Below are 17287 nucleotides of genomic sequence, written 5' to 3'. Positions count from 1 at the left end.
CGTGATTATCACGCAAAAATCGTGAAAACAGCATATTTCATCACGCTGTCGAGTGGCAATACCGTTGACGGGCAACGCAACCCGACCAAGGCAAATCCCATGATGTCAGCCACACCGACCACCCGCAGCGCCCAGACCAAGGGCGACACAGCCGTGCTCATCCTGAGCGAAACCGAGGTGAAAACATGCATCGACCCGCGCCAGCTGCTCGATGTGCTGGCAGAGGGCTTCAAGGCATTGTCCGGCGGCAAGATCGTCAATCCGGCGCGGCCGCAGCTCGACATTCCGCATGCCGGCTATTCGCTGGCAATGCCGGCCTGGATGGCGGGCATGCATCTGACGGTGAAGATCGTCAACGTGTTCGAAGGCAACATCGCCCGGGCCATCCCCAGCCATCTCGCCACCATCCATCTGTTCGACCCGCAAACGGGCATGCCGGTCTGCGTCATGGACGGCACCTACATCACCGCCGCGCGCACCTCCGGCTCTGCCGTGCTCTCGGTGCGCGAACTCGCCCACCGCGATGCCAGGGTCGCGACGGTGGTCGGCGCCGGCGTGCAGGCCGGCCAGCATTTGCACCTTTTGCCGCTGGTACGGGACTTCACCGAAATCCGCGTCGTCTCGAAAGAATTCGCGGACGCGCAGGCGCTGGCGGCACGGCATCCGGGCGTCGTCGCCGTCAGCGATCTCGAGGCCGCGGTGCGTTCGTCGGATGTCGTGTGCCTGGCAACGCATTCCTACCAGCCGGTGATTTCGGCCGAATGGGTGCGGCCCGGCACGCATGTCTCGTCGGTGGGCGTCGCCCCGCCCGGCGGCGAATTGCCGGTTGAGCTCGTCCGCCGGGCCAGCCTGTTCGTCGAGACCAGGGACGCCTTCGCGCCTACTCCGGTCGGCTCTTGCGAACTCGATGGCATCGATCCACAAACCGGGACCGAGCTTGGCGAGATGCTGCTTGGGCTGCGGCCGGGAAGGACCGGCGCCGACCAGGTCACCGTCTACAAGGCCATGGGTGTCGCGATGGAAGACCTGGTGGCAGGGGACCTCGCTTATCGCGAGGCGGTTCGGCGAGGATTGGGGCGGACCGTGGCCTTGTAGAGGATGCTGCCGATCGTCGCAGCCAGCGCTGCCCTCGCCGCACTGCCGGCCATTTCTTCCCGCTCCACGGGAAGATATGGCTGCGCAAACAACCGAGGACAGGTCGCGCCGTTTGACTGGATACGAAATCATTTTTACCACTGACGGATGCAGTCGAATCCTCCCCAAAAAATCGTCGTCATCGGTGGTGGCATTGCCGGCTTGTCGCTTGCGGCGGCCGTGCGAGACTGGGCCGAAGTCATCGTCATCGAGCGCGAGCCGCATCTCGGCTACCACGCCAGCGGCCGCTCCGCCGCTTTATTCACCGAGACCTATGGCAACCGGCTGGTGCGGGCCCTGACGCTGGCCAGCCGACAGGCGATCATCGAGGGCGGCTTTTCTGCCCATCGGCGCGGCGCGCTGCATGTCGGCTGGGCTGACGACGGTGCGGCAATAGACCGGCTGGCAGGCGAATTGCAGGCGCTGGTGCCCAGCGTGCGGCGCCTGTCGGCGGCAGAGCTGCACGCGCTGGTCCCGGTCATTGCCGCAGAGGCCAGCTGCGGGGGCGTCTATGAGCCGGACGCGGTGGATGTCGACACGGACAAGATGCTTGCGGCCAGCGCCTCGGCGCTGAAGGCCAGCGGCGGCACCATCCGCACCGGCGAGGAAGTCCGCGCCATCGCGCCAAACGGCAGCGGGTTGCGAGTGAAAACGACCGCCGGTGTCCATTCAGCCGACATCGTCGTCAACGCCGCCGGCGCCTGGGTCGATGTCGTCGCTGGCCTCGCCGGGCTCTCCGGCCTCGGCTTCCAGCCCAAGCGACGCACCGCCTTCCTGTTCGATCCGCCTGCGGGCACCAACATCGCCGGCTGGCCGCTGGTGGTCGACCTGCACGAACAGTTCTACTTCAAGCCCGACGCCGGCAGGCTGATCGGCTCGCTTGCCGACGAGACCGACTCCGAACCTTGCGACGCGTATCCGGAAGACATCGACGTCGCCATCGCCGTCGACCGCATCGAGCAGGCGACGTCGATGCGCATCGGCCGGCCGTCGACGCCTTGGGCGGGCCTGCGCACCTTCGCGCCCGACCGCACGCCGGTCGCCGGTTTCGACCCGCGTCTGCCCGGCTTCTTCTGGCTCGGCGGTCAGGGCGGCTACGGTTTTCAGGTATCGCTGACCTTGGCCAGGCTGAGCGCGGCGCTGATGCGCGGCGAGCCCCTGCCCGGCGACGTCACGGCCCTCGGCGTCACCGCCGCGGCGCTGGCGCCCGACCGTTTCCTGGTTCCGGCGACGACACCATGAAACCTTCACTGCCGCTGCTGCTCAGCCTCAATGGCGGCTATGTCGACACGGCCGGCTTTCTGGCGCTGCAGGGCCTGTTCACCGCGCATGTGACGGGGAACTTCGTCACCCTCGGCGCCTCGCTGGTGCTCGGCATTTCGGGCGTGCTCGCGAAGCTCCTGGCGCTGCCGGTGTTCTGCATCGTCGTCATCCTGACCCGGCTGGCCGGCGAGCGCTTGCGCCGGCGCGGACATCAGGCGCTCGGGGTGCTGCTGGCGACCAAGCTGGCGCTGCTCGTCATCGGCGCGGTGCTGGCGATCCGCTTTGGCCCCTTCGCCAGCGGCGACAGCGCGGCCGCGATCGTCACCGGCATGGTGCTGGTTGCCGCCATGGCGATCCAGAACGCCGTCCACCGGGTCCATCTGGCGGCTGCCCCGCCCTCGACGCTGATGACCGGCACCACCACCCAGATCATGATCGACCTCGCCGATCTCATCGGCGGCCCGGCCGCGGAGGCCCGCGCGGCACTGATAGCCCGCCTGCGGCGCATGGCGGCGGCGGTCGCCGTCTTCGCCGCCGGCTGCGCGGCCGCCGCGCTTAGCTTCGCCTTCGCCAATGTCTGGTGCTTCGTCGTCCCGCCGGCGATCGCGCTCGCCGCGCTGCTGCTGCGGCTTTCCGCGCCGGACGGGGAAACCAGATAGCGGCCTCAGTCTTCGCCCAGATCAGGCACTGTAAGGCCGCGACGGCGTACGCGGTCGTCAGCCATCTCTGCTTCTTTCAAAGAGCCGGAGATATTGTTCGAACACGAAAAGCCGATTGCGCCGTTGGCCAGTCACTTCGACTAGAACGCCATGGCTCAATAAATCGGCAATCAATGACGTGGCCGTGTTTGTCGTCGTTCCCAGCAGAGCTGTGACGCCTCTCACGTCGATCAACGGTCGTTTGTACAGATACCGCATAAGCTGCTGCGCGTTTCCCTGACGGCGATGGCTGAAGCGGGGCAGCGTTTCCCGCTCTATCTGTTCCTTGAGCACCAGAATCTGGCGGAACACATCAGCGGACGCGCGCGCCGTCTCCTCAACTCCGTGGAGGAAGAAGACCAACCAGTCGCGCATATGATTGCCCTCACGCACCGCCATGAGGTGATCAATATATGCGGTCTTGTTGCGCTCGAAATAATCGGAGAGGTAAAGCGCCGGTTTGACGAGCAGGCCCTCCGAGGCGAGGTAAAGCGAGATCATAAGGCGCCCCAGGCGCCCGTTGCCATCCAGGAACGGATGGATAGTTTCGAATTGATAATGTGCGATGGCGATGCGAATTAGCGGCGGCACGCGCAGGCTATCTTCATGGACGAACTTTTCCATGTCGCTCATAAGCTCGGGCACTTGCTCATGGTGCGGGGGCACGAACGCTGCATTTCTTAGACTCACGCCTATCCAGTTCTGACTGGTTCGAAATTCGCCGGGCTGCTTGGTTTCGCCACGCACGCCCTGCATCAGGATGGCGTGTGTTTCCTTCAGCAGCCTATTGGAGAAAGGCAGGCGCTTAAGGCTGAGAATAGCGCTGTTGATTGCTTGGATGTAGTTCTGCACCTCCCCCCAGTCGTCGCGGGCTTCCGGAGACAGGTCTTCGATTTGCTTGAAGGCGTCCTCGATATTGGTCTGAGTGCCCTCGATACGGCTAGACTGGGTAGCTTCCTTCGCGACATACATGCTGATGAAGAAATCAATGTCGGGAACGAGTTGCGCAAATGCGTTCAATTCGCCCAATGCCCGGTCGGCGCGACCAAGCACGTCTATCACCTCAGGATCGGAGATGGTCCATGGATGGTTGATCAGCGTCGGCGCGAAACTGCGATATTCTAACCGCTTCTCGTAGCGTCCTGCTCTGTAGGCCGACAAATCCATATTTCAGAAACGTCCCATGTTTCTACAATAAGAGATTCTATATGTCAGATTCGACCAGCGCCCGACAGCTATTTCATTTTCTGAGGCAGTTTCTGAAATAAGGGGCACGCTTGTTTCAGAAACCTTCCGCACCGCAGCGCGCCGACGGGCAAGCCGGCTAGACTGCCCTCAACCTTCGTCCGTCCAGATCAGGCGCAGCAGGCGCAGCAGCGTCGCCCGCTCCTTTTTCGTCAGCCGTTGCAGAAACCTGTCCTCGTGCCGGCGAACCTGTCGCCGCCAGCCCGGCATCGCCTGTCTGGCCGTCGGCGTCAGGGTCAGCACCCGCACGCGCCTGTCCTGCGCATGATCGTCGCGCTCGACCAGCCCGCGCTCTTCCAGTTCGGCCAGCAGCGGCGCCATGTTGGCGCTCTTCATGCCGAGCATGCGGCACAGTTCCGCGGCGCGGATGCCTGGCCGCTCATCGATCAGCGCCAGCATGCCATAGGTGACCGGGCGCAGGCCCGCATCGGTCAGTTCGACCGCGAAATCATTGAGCGCGAAAGCCGAGGCACGCTTGAGATTGTAGCCGATCTGCGCATCGAGCGCGTCGTCGGACATCATCTCCGGCCCGGTATGAGGCTGGGTTTCGTCCATGCCAACCGATCGCCGCGATGCCGGCCCTTGTCAAGCGAAAAAGACTATGCGACATAGCAATCAAGATAGCTATGCTCCATAGCAATTTCCAAAATGGAACGGGAGGACACCGACCATGACCGACGAGACCGTTGCCTTCGATGTCGAGAACGGCATCGCCTGGGTGCGCTTCAACCGGCCGGACAAGCGCAATTGCATGAACCCGACGCTCAACCGGCGCATGATGGAGGTCCTCGACGAACTCGAATACCGCGACGATGTCGGCGTGCTGGTGCTGTCGGGCGAAGGCAGCGCCTGGTCGGCCGGCATGGACCTCAAGGAGTATTTTCGCGAGACCGAAGCCAAGGGTCTCGGCGCCGTCCGCAAGGCGCAGGCGGAAGCCTATGGCTGGTGGCGGCGCCTGCGCTGGTACAGCAAGCCGACCATCGCCATGGTCAATGGCTGGTGTTTCGGCGGCGGCTATGGCCCGCTCTTCGCCTGCGACCTCGCCTTTGCCGCCGACGAGGCGCAGTTCGCTTTGTCCGAGATCAACTGGGGCATCCTGCCCGGCGGCGGCGCCACCAAGGTGGTGGTCGATCTCCTGTCGATGCGTGACGCCATGTACCACGCGCTGACCGGCGAACTGATCGACGGCAGGAAGGCCGCCGCCTGGAAGCTGGTCAATGAAAGCCTGCCGCTGGCCGATCTGAAGGCGCGCGTCACCGAGATCGCGAACACCTTGCTGAAGAAGAACCCGATTGCGCTGAAGGCGACGAAGGACGCCATCAGACGCGTCGCCGAGATGACCTACGACAACGCCGAGGACTATCTCGTCCGCGCCCAGGAGGCGGCCAACTTCCACGACAATTCGGGCCGCAAGGAAGGCATCCGCCAGTTCATCGACGAAAAGAGCTACAAGCCCGGCCTCGGCGCCTACGACAAGGCCAGATGACGCTATAAACGACTGCCAATCTGGGAGGAGATGCGAATGCCGGCCTGGACAACGCCCGATCCCGTGGCCCTGCACGCCAGGGCGCAACCGGATCGTCTCGCTTGTGTCGACCTGGCATCCGGCCGGCGCTGGACCTATCGCGCGCTCGACGAGGCCATCCAGCGCGCCGTCGGCGTTCTCGAAACCGGCTACGGCGTCAAGCCTGGGCAACGGATCGCCACGCTGGCCCGCAACAGCGCCGACCTCCTGATCCTGCAGCAGGCCGCAATGCGGCTCGGCGCCATCTTCGTGCCGGTCAACTGGCGGCTCGCCAGTGCCGAACAGCAGGCGATCCTCGAGGATTGCGGCCCGGCGTTGCTGCTGCATGACACCGCCCCCGATATCGCGTTGCCCGAGGGCTGCATACCAATCGAAGTCTCGGCCTTCGCCAGAGCAGTCGAGGCGCAGGCGCCGGCGCCGCGCTGTCCCCTGCCCGCCGGCGATGCGCCATCGATCATCCTCTACACATCGGGCACGTCAGGCCGGCCGAAGGGCGTCATCGTCACCGAGCGCAACGCCTTTGCCACCGCGGTCAATTTCGGCGTGCTGGGCCGGGTCGGCAATGCCAGCATCTTCCTCTGCGACGCGCCGATGTTCCATGTCATCGGCCTCATCACCAGCCTGCGCCCGCCGCTGCTCCAGGGCGGCACGGTGCTGATCTCGCCCGGCTTTGATGCCGGCGCCACCAATCGCCGCCTTGCCGATCCCACCCTTGGCGTCACCCACTATTTCTGCGTTCCGCAAATGGCCAGGATGCTGCGCGAGCACCCCGACTTCGCCCCGTCGCGCTGGACCTCGCTCACCGCCATTTTCACCGGCGGCGCGCCCAACCCGGCCGCCGAAATCAACTGGTGGCTGGCGCAAGGAGTCCGCATGGCCGACGGCTTCGGCATGACCGAGGCAGGCACGGTGCTTGGCATGCCGGTCGAGGCCGGCCGCATCGCCGACAAGGCAGGCGCGGCCGGCCTGCCGGCGCCGATGATCGGGCTGCGCCTCGTCGACGATGGCCGCGACGTCGCCGCCGGCGAAGCGGCCGAGATATGGCTGTCCGGCCCCTCGATCACGCCAGGCTACTGGAACCGGCCGGAGGAGACAGAGCGCGCCTTTACCGCCGATGGCTGGTTCCGCACCGGCGACATCGCGCGGCGCGACGAGGAAGGCTTCGTCACCCTCGTCGACCGTCGCAAGGACATGTTCATCTCCGGCGGCGAGAACGTCTATCCCGTCGAAATCGAAACCGTTCTGCTCGACCATCCCGGCATCGCCGAAGCCGCCGTGATCGGCGTCGCCGACGCGCGCTGGGGCGAAGTCGGGCGCGCCTTCGTCGTGGTGAAGCCCGGATGCATCGTCGATCCGGCCGATCTGGCAAGCCATTGCGGCGCCCGCATCGCCCGCTACAAGGTGCCGAAAGAATTCCTGCTCACCGAAGCGCTGCCGCGCACCGCCTCCGGCAAGATCCAGAAACACATTTTGCGCACCTGGACAGCACCCGCCGGCGGGCAGGACTGAAGCAGCCCACCGTTCAGCCGACGTGCGCGGAGCGGAAGACCGCCGCAGCAGCAGCCACGATCTCCGCATTGTCCTTGGCCATCGTTCCATCGGCCAGCGTCCCGCCGTCCTCCAACCCGACCCGCGTCGACCAGCGCTTTTGGTGCGCCAACTCCACGAACGACCAGACCGTGGCGTCGACGCCGTGCAGCAGGATCGGCCGCCGCATTTCGGCGCGTTCGAGCACGGCGGCGATGCCGTGCGCCTCGTCGAGCGCCTTGGACAAATCCTGTATGTCGATCTCGATCAGGATGCGCAGCACCCGGTTGTGGTCGGCAAGCGCCACGAAGCGCTCGGCATCGACTGTTGTGGCAAGCCCGGCCTCGACGCCGACGCCGCGCTGGCGCAACAGCTCCATCACGGCGGGCGCGTCGGCCTCGGAGAGATTGACCGAGGCATAGTCCGGCAGCTCGCGCCAGCCGGCGATCGCCGCGCGGGTCCGCGCAACATCATCCTCGATCCAGGCGCCGGTCGACACACCGACCAGCGTGCCCGGGCAGATCAGGCGCACGGCCAGCACCGTCGCATCGACGGCGCCCAGGCTTTCGCGCCCGTCGGCGCCGCGCGGATGGATGTGCAGTTCACCAGCACCCGCCGCGACGCAAGCCGCGGCATCGCTGGCCATCGCCTGCGCGTCGAGCGGCAGCTTCGGGTGGAAATCGCGCGGACGCGCGCCATTGATGCAGGCCTGGACAATCATCGGGGTGCCACCCTCAAAAATCCACCCTAGCCCTCGAAGGATCGCGCGGCAAAGAGCCCAACCTCGAGACTGCTGACAAGACTCAGCCGTGCAGGCCCTGCTTGATCCCCGCCGGAATGTTCATCTGCGCCTGCAGCGAGGGATAATAGTCGGGATCGCCGGCGACCGTCAGCGGATCGAGCTTCTGCGGCTTCAGCGTCGCCGGCGCAATCGCCGTGAGCGGCTTTGCAGCAGCCGACAGCCGGACCAGCGACGGCATGTGCGCCTCGTCGCTGAAGCGCGGCCGAAGATTGAGGTCGTGCGGCTCGTCCTGGTCGAGGACGAGCGTCCACTGCGCCTGGCGCGGCATGGCCCGCGCCCGCAAGGTCGGCGACATGCGTTCGAACGCGATGGCGCGCTCGGCGGCCCCGGCAAGATTGCCCATGGCCTCCGCAAGCAGTGCCTGCGCTTTCCCCAGCCCGAGCCCGGCAACCACCTCGTCCGCCGAAGCGTCGTCGAGATTGATCAGGCGTTTCTCGCCGGCGAAGGAAATCTCCTCGGCGGTGGCTGAAAACCCCGCTGCCAGTGCCGATGTAGCGTAGCGCGGGACGCCGTCGATCACGACAAGGTCGATCCTGGTCTCGTCGGCCGCCAAGAGGCTGGCGTAAGGATCGCCGCCATTGCCCCGCACCAGCATCAGGTCGGCATATTTTCCGGCCTCGATCGAGCCGAGATAGCGGTCCCAGCGCAGCAGGCCCGCTGCGTTGATCGTCGCCATGGCGACGATGTCGCGCTGGCTGAAGAGCGCGCCAGTGGTCTGGCTGTATTGCCAGACCACTTTCATCTCGTGCAGCAGGTTCTTGCTGCCTGTCGGCGACCAGTCCGAGCCGATGCCGATGCGCAGCCCCGCGGCCTTTGCCGCCGCGATGTCGGCGGTCTGGCCGTAGAGCATCAGGTTGGACAGCGGCGACCACACCATGCCGGCGCCGGCCTGCGCCAGCCGGTCGAAATCCTCGCGTTTCAGGGCGTTGCAGTGAATGCCGGTCAGGGACGGCGCGATCGCCCATTCGTCCGGCCCGATCTTGAGGTCGAGGAAATGCTTGCGGGCGCTGGCGTCGATTCCCTCGCTGAGATGCAGCAGCATGCATTTGTGCGTCTTCAGATAGTTCAGGAAAATGTCCTTCTTGTCGGCCGCGAAATCGGGGATCTGCGCCTGCGCATCCGGCAGGTTGGCGTCCAGGCTCTCCTCGACATTGCGCACCAGGCCGCGATATTTGCGCTTGATACCGGCGGCGCTGAACAGGGTCAGCCCTTGCGAGGTGGTGGTGCCGCCGACCAGGCACTTTGCCTCGGTGAACCGCGCGATCGCCGGTGCGACGCCCGGTGCCTTGCCAAGCACCTTCATCGGCTCGGTGACCAGCGTCTGGTATTCGGGCTTGCCTTGCCATGCACCCCGGTTCTTGTAGAGCTTCGGCACCGCCCACAGTTTCAGTATGTCGTAGGCGAGATGATTGTGAAGCTCGATCAGGCCAGGAAAGAACGTGCCGCCGGTCACCACCGGCGACAGATGTTCGAAGCCCGGTGGTGGCGCGACCGAGGCATCCGTCACGGCGATAATACGGTTGGCCTCGATCCAGATGATCGCGTCGGCAAGCACGGTGAATGCCGCGTCCATCTGCACGACGCGTCCGCGATAGGCACGTTTGCTGGCTTGCATGGAACCCCCCTGTTCTTCAAACCCGGCGAAGGCGCGATAGCGGACTAACGCCGGCGGATCGCGCCACGGAGCAATTCGTCAGGAAAGGTCGAAACCCCACAAAAACATATGGTTAGACCTGTTCGACGATTCAATTTCTCAATCGGTCTAATTCGACTTCGGCGCCTTCCAGATCAGCGTATGCCGGTCGTCGGGCTGAGGCCGGCTGACGCTGGCGAACTGCGGCGGCGCCATCGCCCGCAGCCAGCGGTCGTCGCCCATGAAGGCGGGAACCCCGAACGGCAGGTCGCGTCGCGGGATCACCGCATAGTCGGCCTCGACCAGTTGCGCGCCATAGTTTGCCCCGGTGGCATTGCCGCCGGCGTCGGCGGTGACGATGCCGCGCAGCGTGACGATCGCCGCCCGCCAGGCGTTCGCAAGAACCTGCGGATCGTGGCTGCTGGGATGGGGAAGCTTGAACACCTGGGTTCCAGCCTTGCCGGGCCATTTGGCGACAGCGCGCTGGGCCTGCGCGCCGAAAGCGATAACCGCCTGCACTTGCGGCCCCTTTGCCATGTCGAACAGCGCGTTGCGCCACGCCAGATGCGCCGGCTCGTCAAGGATATCGTCACCGCCGGCGCTCTGACTTGGGATCAGCGCGTAGGCGAAGGCATTGAGGCAGAGATAGGACCGGACCAGCCCAAGCTTGGCAAGAAAGCCCTGGACCCGCTGGCCGGCATCGCCGACCAATGTCCTCAGCGCCACCCTTTCGGTCGCCCCGGGATCGGATGCGATGCACAGAACCCGCGCCGACCCATCCAGCCTGCCCCGATAGAAGACCGGCCCCCAATCATACCAGAAGAAGTTCTTGAAGGGGGCGTAGTCGGGCACGCTGGCGAAGTGCTGGGCAAAAGCCGCGGGCGGACCAGGATCGAATTCGACGGCATTGCTCATGCGCCACCTGCAGTGGTTTGAACGCAGCAAGAATTCTTCGATTATTGTACTGACAGTAATTCTATATCCGCGTCACATTCAAGTAGCCCTGGAAATTTTCCCTCTAATAATATTCGGCCTGCGGCTCCCGGCTGAAAATCGCAAGGACGTGTCATTCGGGAACAATTGGACAGGCAAGGATCTTGCCTTGTCGGCAGATTGACCTGCCGTGCCTTCGTTCACTCCGGTGGCATTTGATTAAAAAGCGCCTGTGGATATTTACCCCACATTCTGCCAGGCCGGCCAAGATACATTAGGGCGGGATCATGGAGGGACCATTGACCAGCGATTTTTCAGCCGCCCGCATCCATCTCGAACGCGCCTATCACTATCTGCGCGGCGGTGACGAGACGAGCCGCGCGGCATGCGAGGCTCTCGACCTGCTGATCGAAATGGTGGCGGAGGCACAATACAGGCGGCCCGAGGCCGGGGTGCTGGACTTTCCGCAAGCGACGGCGCGGCACCCTGCCTGATTGAAGCGCGTCGACGCGCTTCAAGTCTTTGCCCTGTGCATGTCCTTATCCCAAAACCGCTACGCACTTTTGGGGGACATGCATTTTGCTTGATGCATGTCCTTATCCCAAAACCGCTACGCACTTTTGGGGGACATGCATTTTACTTGATGCATGTCCTTATCCCAAAACCGCTACGCACTTTTGGGGGACATGCATTTTACTTGATGCATGTCCTTATCCCAAAACCGCTACTCACTTTTGGGGGACATGCATTTTACTTGATGCATGTCCTTATCCCAAAACCGCTACTCACTTTTGGGGGACATGCATCAGGACGCCTTGCGGGCCTGAACTCCGTCTGCCGGCCCGGTCGCACGCGCCACGATCTGCTCCAGCGGCTCAGGCCGGTGCAAGAGAAACCCCTGACCGAAATCGACGCCCATCGCTTGCAGGATGCCGAGCGTCTCGGCTTGTTCGATCTTCTCGGCCACGACGCCGCAGCCGACGCTGCGGGCAATGCCTGATATGGCGGAAACGATCTCGCGGTCGAAGCGGCTCTCGGCGATGTGCTCGATGAAGGAGCCGTCGATCTTGATGGCATCGACCGGAAAGCGCCTGAGATATTCGAACGAGCTCATGCCGGCGCCGAAATCGTCGAGGCTGACCTTGCAGCGCCGCTCGCGCGCCTTGCGCACGAATGTCTCTGCGGCGTCGAAATTGGTGACGGCGGCTGTTTCGGTGATTTCGAAGCCGATACAGGAATGCGGCGCCCCGGTTTGCTCGATGATGCTGTCGACGAAGTCCCACAGCCCCGGATCGCTCAGCGTCTGTGCCGACAGGTTGAAGCCGAGCGTGAGCGCGCCGGACTTCATCGCCGCGCCATGCCGCGAGAGCGCGGTGCGGATGATCCAGCGGTCGAGCCTGGCGGCAATGCCGAAGCGCTCCGCCGCCGGGATGAACTCGCTGGGCGGGATCAGCTTGCCACTACGCCCGACAAGCCGCGCCAGCACCTCGACATGGCGGCTTTCCTGCCAGGGGCGACCAAGCCGGTGGATCTCCTGGCCGAACAGCTTCAGCCGGCCGTCCTCCATGGCGTCGACGGTGTCGGCGGCGAGCCGCGCCGCGTTGAGGCCGCCCGAATTGGCCTCGGCCGAAAACATCGCGAAGCGGTCTCGCCCGGCGGCCTTGGCCGCGTAGCAGGCGTCGTCGGCGCAGGCCAGCGCGTCGGCGACCGTGGTGGCCCGGTCGTTGACGATGGCGATGCCGATGCTTGCCGCAAGCCGCCGCGCGGCCGCGGCAAGGCCGAGATCGGCGCCGCGCACGGCCGCCAGTATGGCGCCGGCCAGCAGCTCGGCCTGCGCCGCGTCGCAATGCGGCACCAGCAAGGCAAATTCGTCGCCGCCGAGTCGTGCCGCATGCGCCGCTGGCGGCAGGCAGCGGCCAATGCCGGCCGCCACGCTCTTCAGCGCCAGATCGCCGGCAGCATGGCCGGCGAAGTCGTTGAGCGCCTTGAAGTAGTCGAGATCGACATAGAACACCGCCAGCGGCACACCCGTGGCGATATGGTCGGCAAGCAGCCTGTCGAAGGCCGTGCGGTTCCACAGGCCGGTCAGCGCGTCGTGGCGGGCGGCGAAGGCGAGCTCCTGTTCGCGCAGCTTGTCCTCGGTGATGTCGCGCACCGTGCCGAGGATCTGGCCGGCAGCACCCGCGGCGGCGACGTAGCGCACCAGCGATTCGATGTGGCGGATTTCGCCGTCGCGCTTGATGATGCGGTATTGCGAGGCGGTAACGCCATTCGAGCCGGGTGCCGGCTGGTGGGCGCGCTCGGTGGCTTCCTTATCCTCGGGGTGCAGAAAACTGTGCCAGAGGTCGGCCGGCACCTCGTCGGCATCGGCGACGAGCCCGAACATCTCCCTGGTGCGCGCGTCCCAATAGCTCTTGTGGGTGGCGATGTCGTAGTGCCAGATGCCGGTGCCGCTGGCGGCGAGCGCCAGGCGGAAACGCATGGTGACCTGTTCGAGCGCGGCTTCGGCCGCCTTTTGCTTCGAAATGTCGGTCTGCACGCCCATCAGCCTGAGCGGCTGCCCGTCCGCGCCGCGCTCGACGATACCGCCGCGGTCGAGCACCCACACCCAGTGGCCCTGCTTGTGCTTCAGCCGCAGTTCCGTCTCGATGGCATCGGTCAGCCCGGCAATGTGGCGGTCGCCGCTGGCCAGCGCCCGTTCGCGGTCGTCGGGATGGGTCAGTTGCAGCCAAAGGTCGCTGGTGTTGGCGAGTTCATTTTCCTCGTAGCCCAGCATCCGCGCCCAGGTCGCCGAATAGAAGCAGTCGCCGGTGCGAAGATCCCAGTCCCAGACACCAAGATGGGCGCGCTCCAGGGCCGTGCCCCAAAACGCTCCACTGCGACTTTTCTTGCCTTGACGCGCCATCGTCTGTTTTCGCCTGCTCCACCCGCGGGCAATCTGCGGCAAAACCAGAGAAGAAACCGTTACCGTTGCGAGGCAGACGGCTGTCGTGGCCAAAGATCATCCGGAGGGGAAAACGGGTAGCCGGTCCGGGGCAGCGACATGCTTCCCGCAGGCAGGGGCCTGATCGCCGGAACTCACCCCACCGATCGTCAGCAATCGTAAATCAAGATTCTGAGTGTCAAGTTTTCGCAAAAGCAATCTTGATACTCTGAAGCAATCCGCAGAACCCAATATTCGCGTTCGAATCGGAAGGCTCTGCGGTTACGGACATCAAAATCATCCTGCTCCGGCAGCCACTTGATGGGTTCGTTGGGTGTTAGGAAAAGAGCGGTACGGCCACGCGCCTAAGTAAAATTTTCTTTAGTTGAAAAAAATAGCTGTCAGGTTTATTTTCACAGGGCCAGCAGAGCAACTCAAAGTGTAAAACAAAACTGCTGGCGGGGAAATCACAAAGCACACCTTGGATAGAGGCGAGCATGACCCAGCTTGGCGCGGTTGGCCGGGCTGGCGCGAGATGTGTTTGCTTGCGAACAGCAATCCATCTCGAAGTTACCTCGGATCATTTGAACGAAACTAACCTGGGAGAGGCATTGCCATGTTGACAAGACATGTCGCGCTGGTTTCGGACGAATCCAGCATCAAGAATTCGGAATTGGTCGCGGTCGCGGGCGCCCTGCAGAAGCAGGTGACGCGGGATTTTGGTCCGATATGGGGAATTCAGGCTGACGTCTCGGCATTTGAGAAGCTTGAAGACATGCCGCTCGACTACTGGCCGATCATCATCAAGGACGATATCGGCGATCCCAATGCGGCCGGCTACCATGAGGACCAACATGGGCAGCCTTATTCGCTGGTCCAGTTTTCAGAGGGCTGGCACCTGACGGCAAGCCATGAACTCCTCGAAATGCTGGGCGATCCCTTCGGTCGGCGAATGGTGGCCGGGCAGTCTCCGGTCGCCACGCAAGGCCGCGTCAAGTTCCTCGTCGAGGTCTGCGATCCCTGCGAGGCGGAGCAGTTCGCCTACACGGTGAACGGCATCACGGTGTCCGACTTCTACACGCCCCACTATCTCGACCCGGTGGCCTCTGCCGGTGTCCGCTACAGCTATACCGGTGCGATAAAGGAGCCAAGGCAGGTGCTGAAGGGCGGCTATCTCAGCTGGTACGAGCCGTCGTCGCGACAATGGTGGCAACGCACCTGGTTCGGGGGTACAAAGGCCGCTGATGGAGCGCTGCAGAACTTGAACGTCGGCAACGGCAATCTGCGGCAGGCGATCGACCGGCTGACGCAAGCCAAGCAGGCAAAGGCGCAACGTCGAGGCGCCAAGCCGCCGCGCATGGCGGCCATGGCGGCGCGCAAGCCCGACATGGCCTTTGCCAACCACGCCGCAGATCTTCGCGCGACGATCGCGGTGGTGACGAAAAAGGCGACGGCCGCCACGGTGGCGAAAAGGCCCAAGTGATCCGCTTCGGTTGCTCGGGTCCCGGCCATAGCAAAGGAGTTGCCCGAGATGGCGAAGAAACCAGGAACAACCGACCAGCCCCCCAGCGCCGGCGATACGCCGGCGCAGATCCGGCGCGCCGAGGAGCTCCGCCGCGAGATCGCCCAAATCGCCAAAGGCGGAACGCCTGCCGGCAAGCCGACCCCGCGCGAAATGACCGACGCGGCCGCGCGCGCCAAGGCCGGCAAGACCGAGGACTAGCAGGTCAGCGAAGATCGCTGCCGTCGCCTGACGCATGTCCCAAAAGTGACCTCGATTTGGGGAAAACGACATGCATGAAAACAACGACTTAGGCGCGTCGCCTATTTCCACTTTGATGCGACGCGATTAGGGCCGGCAGATCACCGCGACCATACCAGATGCGTGGAGGACTTGGCCGGCTGCTCCGGCTTGGCGAAAGGGCTGTTTCGCTCGCAGCCGAGCAGCGCAAGCGCGCCCACGAGGATAAGTGTCCGAAAAATCACACGATGCATTGGATGTCCTTCGATGAGGCTCAAGGCCGTCAACCAGAGCTGCCAGATGAAGAACCAGGCAATTGAAATGGCCTCCATGGCCAGGCTCTCCTGTTGGTTTTGGGTCGGCAATCGCCGTTGAAAAGAGGCCGCGGAGGCCGTCACTTCAGCTGCGCGACAAGCGCATCCGCTCCCCTATCGACACCGGCCTGCGCGGCGGCCAGCGGTTGCATGCTGGCCTTGATGTTGACCGGGCTCGGATATTGCTTGGTGACGAAAGCCTTCAGCAGGCGGTTGGTTCCGGCGTCGAAGATCTCGACGGCGTAGAGGACGGAGCCGGTCAGCGAGCCTTCGCGGTCGCGGGCGGTCTGCACGGTGTTGTAGACGCCGCCGGCGATGTCGAAGCGCGAAAGCGTGCCGAGAACCGGCGTGTTGGCCTTGGCACCGGTCAGCGTCAGCCGCACCCGCAAAGTGTTCGGTCCCGCCTGGCTGGTGAGCGTGAAGCGGCTCTTCAGCCTTTCGGTGAAGCGATCCTGCATATAGCTGGCGATCGCCGCCCGGTCGCCTGCCGGCATCTTGCCGAACTGCCCGTCGGCGCCGCGATAGATGACGACGGGGTCGACGATGACGCTGCTGAATTGTTTCCAGTCGACGGCGGTCGAATAGCTGTAGGGAACCCGCCCGGTTGTCTCGCGGGGATTGGGCGCAAGCTCTGCCGAGGACGATAATCCCGAATAGGCGATCGGGTCGGCACTGACGCAGCCCTGGAGAGCCCCACGAGATAGACCTGAACACGGGTAAAAACAATCCATCCGGTCTGTTTATCGACGTCGACGCCCTCCCCGTCTTTCGATTGGCCAGCAAGAACCGGAGTTTTGCGCGTCCCCGATCGCCCTAGGGATGGCTCAGGTCATCGGCGACACCGATGCCCCCGCCAAACACAAAAGGATGCTCCCAATGACCAAACAGGAAGACAACAAGGCCGTCGTCGTCAGATGGTTCACCGACTTCTGGGGTGAAACCTGCGATCTGTCCGTCGTCGACGACATCGCCGCACCCGACATGCTGCTCAAATATTCCCTGCACGAGCCGCGCCGGGGCCGCGACGACATCAAGGCCTTCATGACCGACTTCCGCGCCGCCTTCCCGGACCTCAACTTCTGGGCCACCGCCGATCTCATCGCCGAGGGCGATTATGTCGTCGGCCAGTGGGAGGGCGGCGGCACGCATTCCGGGCCGGCCTTCGGCGATTTCCTCGCCGGCTCGCTGCCCGCCGCCACCGGCCGCGCCATGCGCTTCACCGGCACCACCGTGCTGAAGGTGATCGACGGCCGGATCGTCGAGGAGATCGGTCTCGACGACGGCGTCGCGGCGCTGACCCAGCTCGGCCTGATCAAGGCCGCCTGATTTTGCAGGGGCCATCGCCGGCCAGGCGATGGCCCGCTTCGACTGCGGCCGAAACCCGGCAACCTTTCGGGGCGTTCGGAGGTGACTCCGCTGTCATCAATACTTATACATTTAACGATCACGCCTTCGTCAACGAATCCTTGATGAAAAAGGAATAATCATAATTGTCTAATATCTGTAATTTTTTTCAAACCCAAAGTGTAACTGAATAGTAATACTTAAT

At 63.9% G+C, this 17287-nt stretch carries 17 protein-coding genes; 9 read left to right on the top strand and 8 right to left on the bottom strand.

Annotated elements, in window-relative coordinates; genetic code table 11:
• The first annotated feature begins 99 nt into the window (after window positions 1-99).
• The 3 genes from JN279_RS17070 (at window position 100) to JN279_RS17060 (ending at window position 3056) form a co-directional block, all read left to right on the top strand.
• Complete coding sequence (locus JN279_RS17070) at window positions 100-1095, top strand: ornithine cyclodeaminase family protein (RefSeq protein ID WP_244734635.1); 996 nt, start codon at window positions 100-102, stop codon at window positions 1093-1095.
• 147 nt (window positions 1096-1242) lie between these two features.
• Entirely contained in the window at window positions 1243-2376 is a 1134-nt protein-coding gene (locus JN279_RS17065; protein ID WP_202353445.1) for an NAD(P)/FAD-dependent oxidoreductase, read from the top strand.
• Complete coding sequence (locus JN279_RS17060; protein ID WP_202353444.1) at window positions 2373-3056, top strand: YoaK family protein; 684 nt, start codon at window positions 2373-2375, stop codon at window positions 3054-3056. Before JN279_RS17065 ends, JN279_RS17060 begins: the two co-directional genes overlap by 4 nt.
• Before the next feature lie 57 nt (window positions 3057-3113).
• Here JN279_RS17060 and JN279_RS17055 read toward each other — a convergent pair whose 3' ends face one another.
• Both JN279_RS17055 and JN279_RS17050 read right to left on the bottom strand, forming a co-directional pair.
• The gene (locus JN279_RS17055; protein WP_202353443.1) at window positions 3114-4262 is read right to left on the bottom strand and encodes a Fic family protein; all 1149 of its coding nucleotides are present in this window, start codon (window positions 4260-4262) and stop codon (window positions 3114-3116) included.
• A 168-nt stretch (window positions 4263-4430) separates the two neighbouring features.
• On the bottom strand, window positions 4431-4895 hold the full coding sequence (locus JN279_RS17050; protein WP_202353442.1) for a MarR family winged helix-turn-helix transcriptional regulator: 465 nt from the start codon (window positions 4893-4895) through the stop codon (window positions 4431-4433).
• A 115-nt stretch (window positions 4896-5010) separates the two neighbouring features.
• Here JN279_RS17050 and JN279_RS17045 point away from each other — a divergent pair, with 115 nt between their 5' ends.
• A complete protein-coding gene (locus tag JN279_RS17045) occupies window positions 5011-5826 on the top strand; it encodes a p-hydroxycinnamoyl CoA hydratase/lyase (protein ID WP_202353441.1) in 816 nt (271 codons plus the stop codon).
• Window positions 5827-5856: 30 nt separating this feature from the next.
• Entirely contained in the window at window positions 5857-7374 is a 1518-nt protein-coding gene (locus tag JN279_RS17040; RefSeq protein ID WP_202353440.1) for an AMP-binding protein, read from the top strand.
• Window positions 7375-7387: 13 nt separating this feature from the next.
• On the opposite strand, the gene JN279_RS17035 is transcribed toward JN279_RS17040, so the two are convergent.
• The 3 genes from JN279_RS17035 to JN279_RS17025 form a co-directional block, all read right to left on the bottom strand.
• Window positions 7388-8113, bottom strand: a complete 726-nt coding sequence (locus tag JN279_RS17035; protein WP_202353439.1) for a 3-keto-5-aminohexanoate cleavage protein — start codon at window positions 8111-8113, stop codon at window positions 7388-7390.
• Window positions 8114-8195: 82 nt separating this feature from the next.
• On the bottom strand, window positions 8196-9809 hold the full coding sequence (locus JN279_RS17030; protein WP_202353438.1) for an amidohydrolase family protein: 1614 nt from the start codon (window positions 9807-9809) through the stop codon (window positions 8196-8198).
• 147 nt (window positions 9810-9956) lie between these two features.
• Window positions 9957-10742, bottom strand: coding sequence for a uracil-DNA glycosylase family protein (locus tag JN279_RS17025; RefSeq protein ID WP_096447942.1), 786 nt, complete (start codon window positions 10740-10742; stop codon window positions 9957-9959).
• Between the two features lie 317 nt (window positions 10743-11059).
• Between JN279_RS17025 and JN279_RS17020 the strand changes: the two genes are divergently transcribed.
• Window positions 11060-11254, top strand: coding sequence for a hypothetical protein (locus JN279_RS17020; RefSeq protein WP_202353437.1), 195 nt, complete (start codon window positions 11060-11062; stop codon window positions 11252-11254).
• 311 nt (window positions 11255-11565) lie between these two features.
• On the opposite strand, the gene JN279_RS17015 is transcribed toward JN279_RS17020, so the two are convergent.
• Window positions 11566-13665, bottom strand: coding sequence for an EAL domain-containing protein (locus JN279_RS17015; RefSeq protein WP_096447946.1), 2100 nt, complete (start codon window positions 13663-13665; stop codon window positions 11566-11568).
• Window positions 13666-14299: 634 nt separating this feature from the next.
• Between JN279_RS17015 and JN279_RS17010 the strand changes: the two genes are divergently transcribed.
• Window positions 14300-15166: a hypothetical protein gene (locus JN279_RS17010; RefSeq protein WP_096447948.1), complete on the top strand. Its 867-nt coding sequence runs from the start codon at window positions 14300-14302 to the stop codon at window positions 15164-15166.
• A 48-nt stretch (window positions 15167-15214) separates the two neighbouring features.
• The gene (locus tag JN279_RS17005; protein WP_096447950.1) at window positions 15215-15406 is read left to right on the top strand and encodes a hypothetical protein; all 192 of its coding nucleotides are present in this window, start codon (window positions 15215-15217) and stop codon (window positions 15404-15406) included.
• Window positions 15407-15546: 140 nt separating this feature from the next.
• On the opposite strand, the gene JN279_RS17000 is transcribed toward JN279_RS17005, so the two are convergent.
• Window positions 15547-15756 carry a hypothetical protein gene (locus tag JN279_RS17000; RefSeq protein WP_096447952.1) on the bottom strand — a complete coding sequence of 70 codons (210 nt, stop codon included), beginning with the start codon at window positions 15754-15756 and terminating at the stop codon, window positions 15547-15549.
• 62 nt (window positions 15757-15818) lie between these two features.
• A complete protein-coding gene (locus tag JN279_RS16995; RefSeq protein WP_096447954.1) occupies window positions 15819-16469 on the bottom strand; it encodes a DUF3313 domain-containing protein in 651 nt (216 codons plus the stop codon).
• A 145-nt stretch (window positions 16470-16614) separates the two neighbouring features.
• On the opposite strand from JN279_RS16995, the gene JN279_RS16990 reads away from it, so the two are divergent.
• Complete coding sequence (locus tag JN279_RS16990) at window positions 16615-17064, top strand: ester cyclase (protein WP_096457552.1); 450 nt, start codon at window positions 16615-16617, stop codon at window positions 17062-17064.
• Window positions 17065-17287 lie beyond the last annotated feature (223 nt).

This window comes from Mesorhizobium sp. 113-1-2 (assembly GCF_016756475.1).
GTDB lineage: Bacteria > Pseudomonadota > Alphaproteobacteria > Rhizobiales > Rhizobiaceae > Mesorhizobium > Mesorhizobium loti_C.
This window is presented reverse-complemented; position numbering and strand designations above follow the sequence as displayed.

Bases quoted from the DNA above. Each gene is read 5' to 3' on its own strand.
- JN279_RS17010 (WP_096447948.1), top strand. From the start codon at position 14,300: ATGTTGACAAGACATGTCGCGCTGGTTTCGGACGAATCCAGCATCAAG.
- JN279_RS17015 (WP_096447946.1), bottom strand. From the start codon at position 13,665: ATGGCGCGTCAAGGCAAGAAAAGTCGCAGTGGAGCGTTTTGGGGCACG.
- JN279_RS17035 (WP_202353439.1), bottom strand. From the start codon at position 8,113: ATGATTGTCCAGGCCTGCATCAATGGCGCGCGTCCGCGCGATTTCCAC.
- JN279_RS17000 (WP_096447952.1), bottom strand. From the start codon at position 15,756: ATGGAGGCCATTTCAATTGCCTGGTTCTTCATCTGGCAGCTCTGGTTG.
- JN279_RS17065 (WP_202353445.1), top strand. From the start codon at position 1,243: ATGCAGTCGAATCCTCCCCAAAAAATCGTCGTCATCGGTGGTGGCATT.
- JN279_RS17030 (WP_202353438.1), bottom strand. From the start codon at position 9,809: ATGCAAGCCAGCAAACGTGCCTATCGCGGACGCGTCGTGCAGATGGAC.
- JN279_RS17040 (WP_202353440.1), top strand. From the start codon at position 5,857: ATGCGAATGCCGGCCTGGACAACGCCCGATCCCGTGGCCCTGCACGCC.
- JN279_RS16990 (WP_096457552.1), top strand. From the start codon at position 16,615: ATGACCAAACAGGAAGACAACAAGGCCGTCGTCGTCAGATGGTTCACC.
- JN279_RS17045 (WP_202353441.1), top strand. From the start codon at position 5,011: ATGACCGACGAGACCGTTGCCTTCGATGTCGAGAACGGCATCGCCTGG.
- JN279_RS17050 (WP_202353442.1), bottom strand. From the start codon at position 4,895: ATGGACGAAACCCAGCCTCATACCGGGCCGGAGATGATGTCCGACGAC.
- JN279_RS17060 (WP_202353444.1), top strand. From the start codon at position 2,373: ATGAAACCTTCACTGCCGCTGCTGCTCAGCCTCAATGGCGGCTATGTC.
- JN279_RS17005 (WP_096447950.1), top strand. From the start codon at position 15,215: ATGGCGAAGAAACCAGGAACAACCGACCAGCCCCCCAGCGCCGGCGAT.
- JN279_RS17055 (WP_202353443.1), bottom strand. From the start codon at position 4,262: ATGGATTTGTCGGCCTACAGAGCAGGACGCTACGAGAAGCGGTTAGAA.
- JN279_RS17025 (WP_096447942.1), bottom strand. From the start codon at position 10,742: ATGAGCAATGCCGTCGAATTCGATCCTGGTCCGCCCGCGGCTTTTGCC.
- JN279_RS17070 (WP_244734635.1), top strand. From the start codon at position 100: ATGATGTCAGCCACACCGACCACCCGCAGCGCCCAGACCAAGGGCGAC.
- JN279_RS16995 (WP_096447954.1), bottom strand. From the start codon at position 16,469: ATGGATTGTTTTTACCCGTGTTCAGGTCTATCTCGTGGGGCTCTCCAG.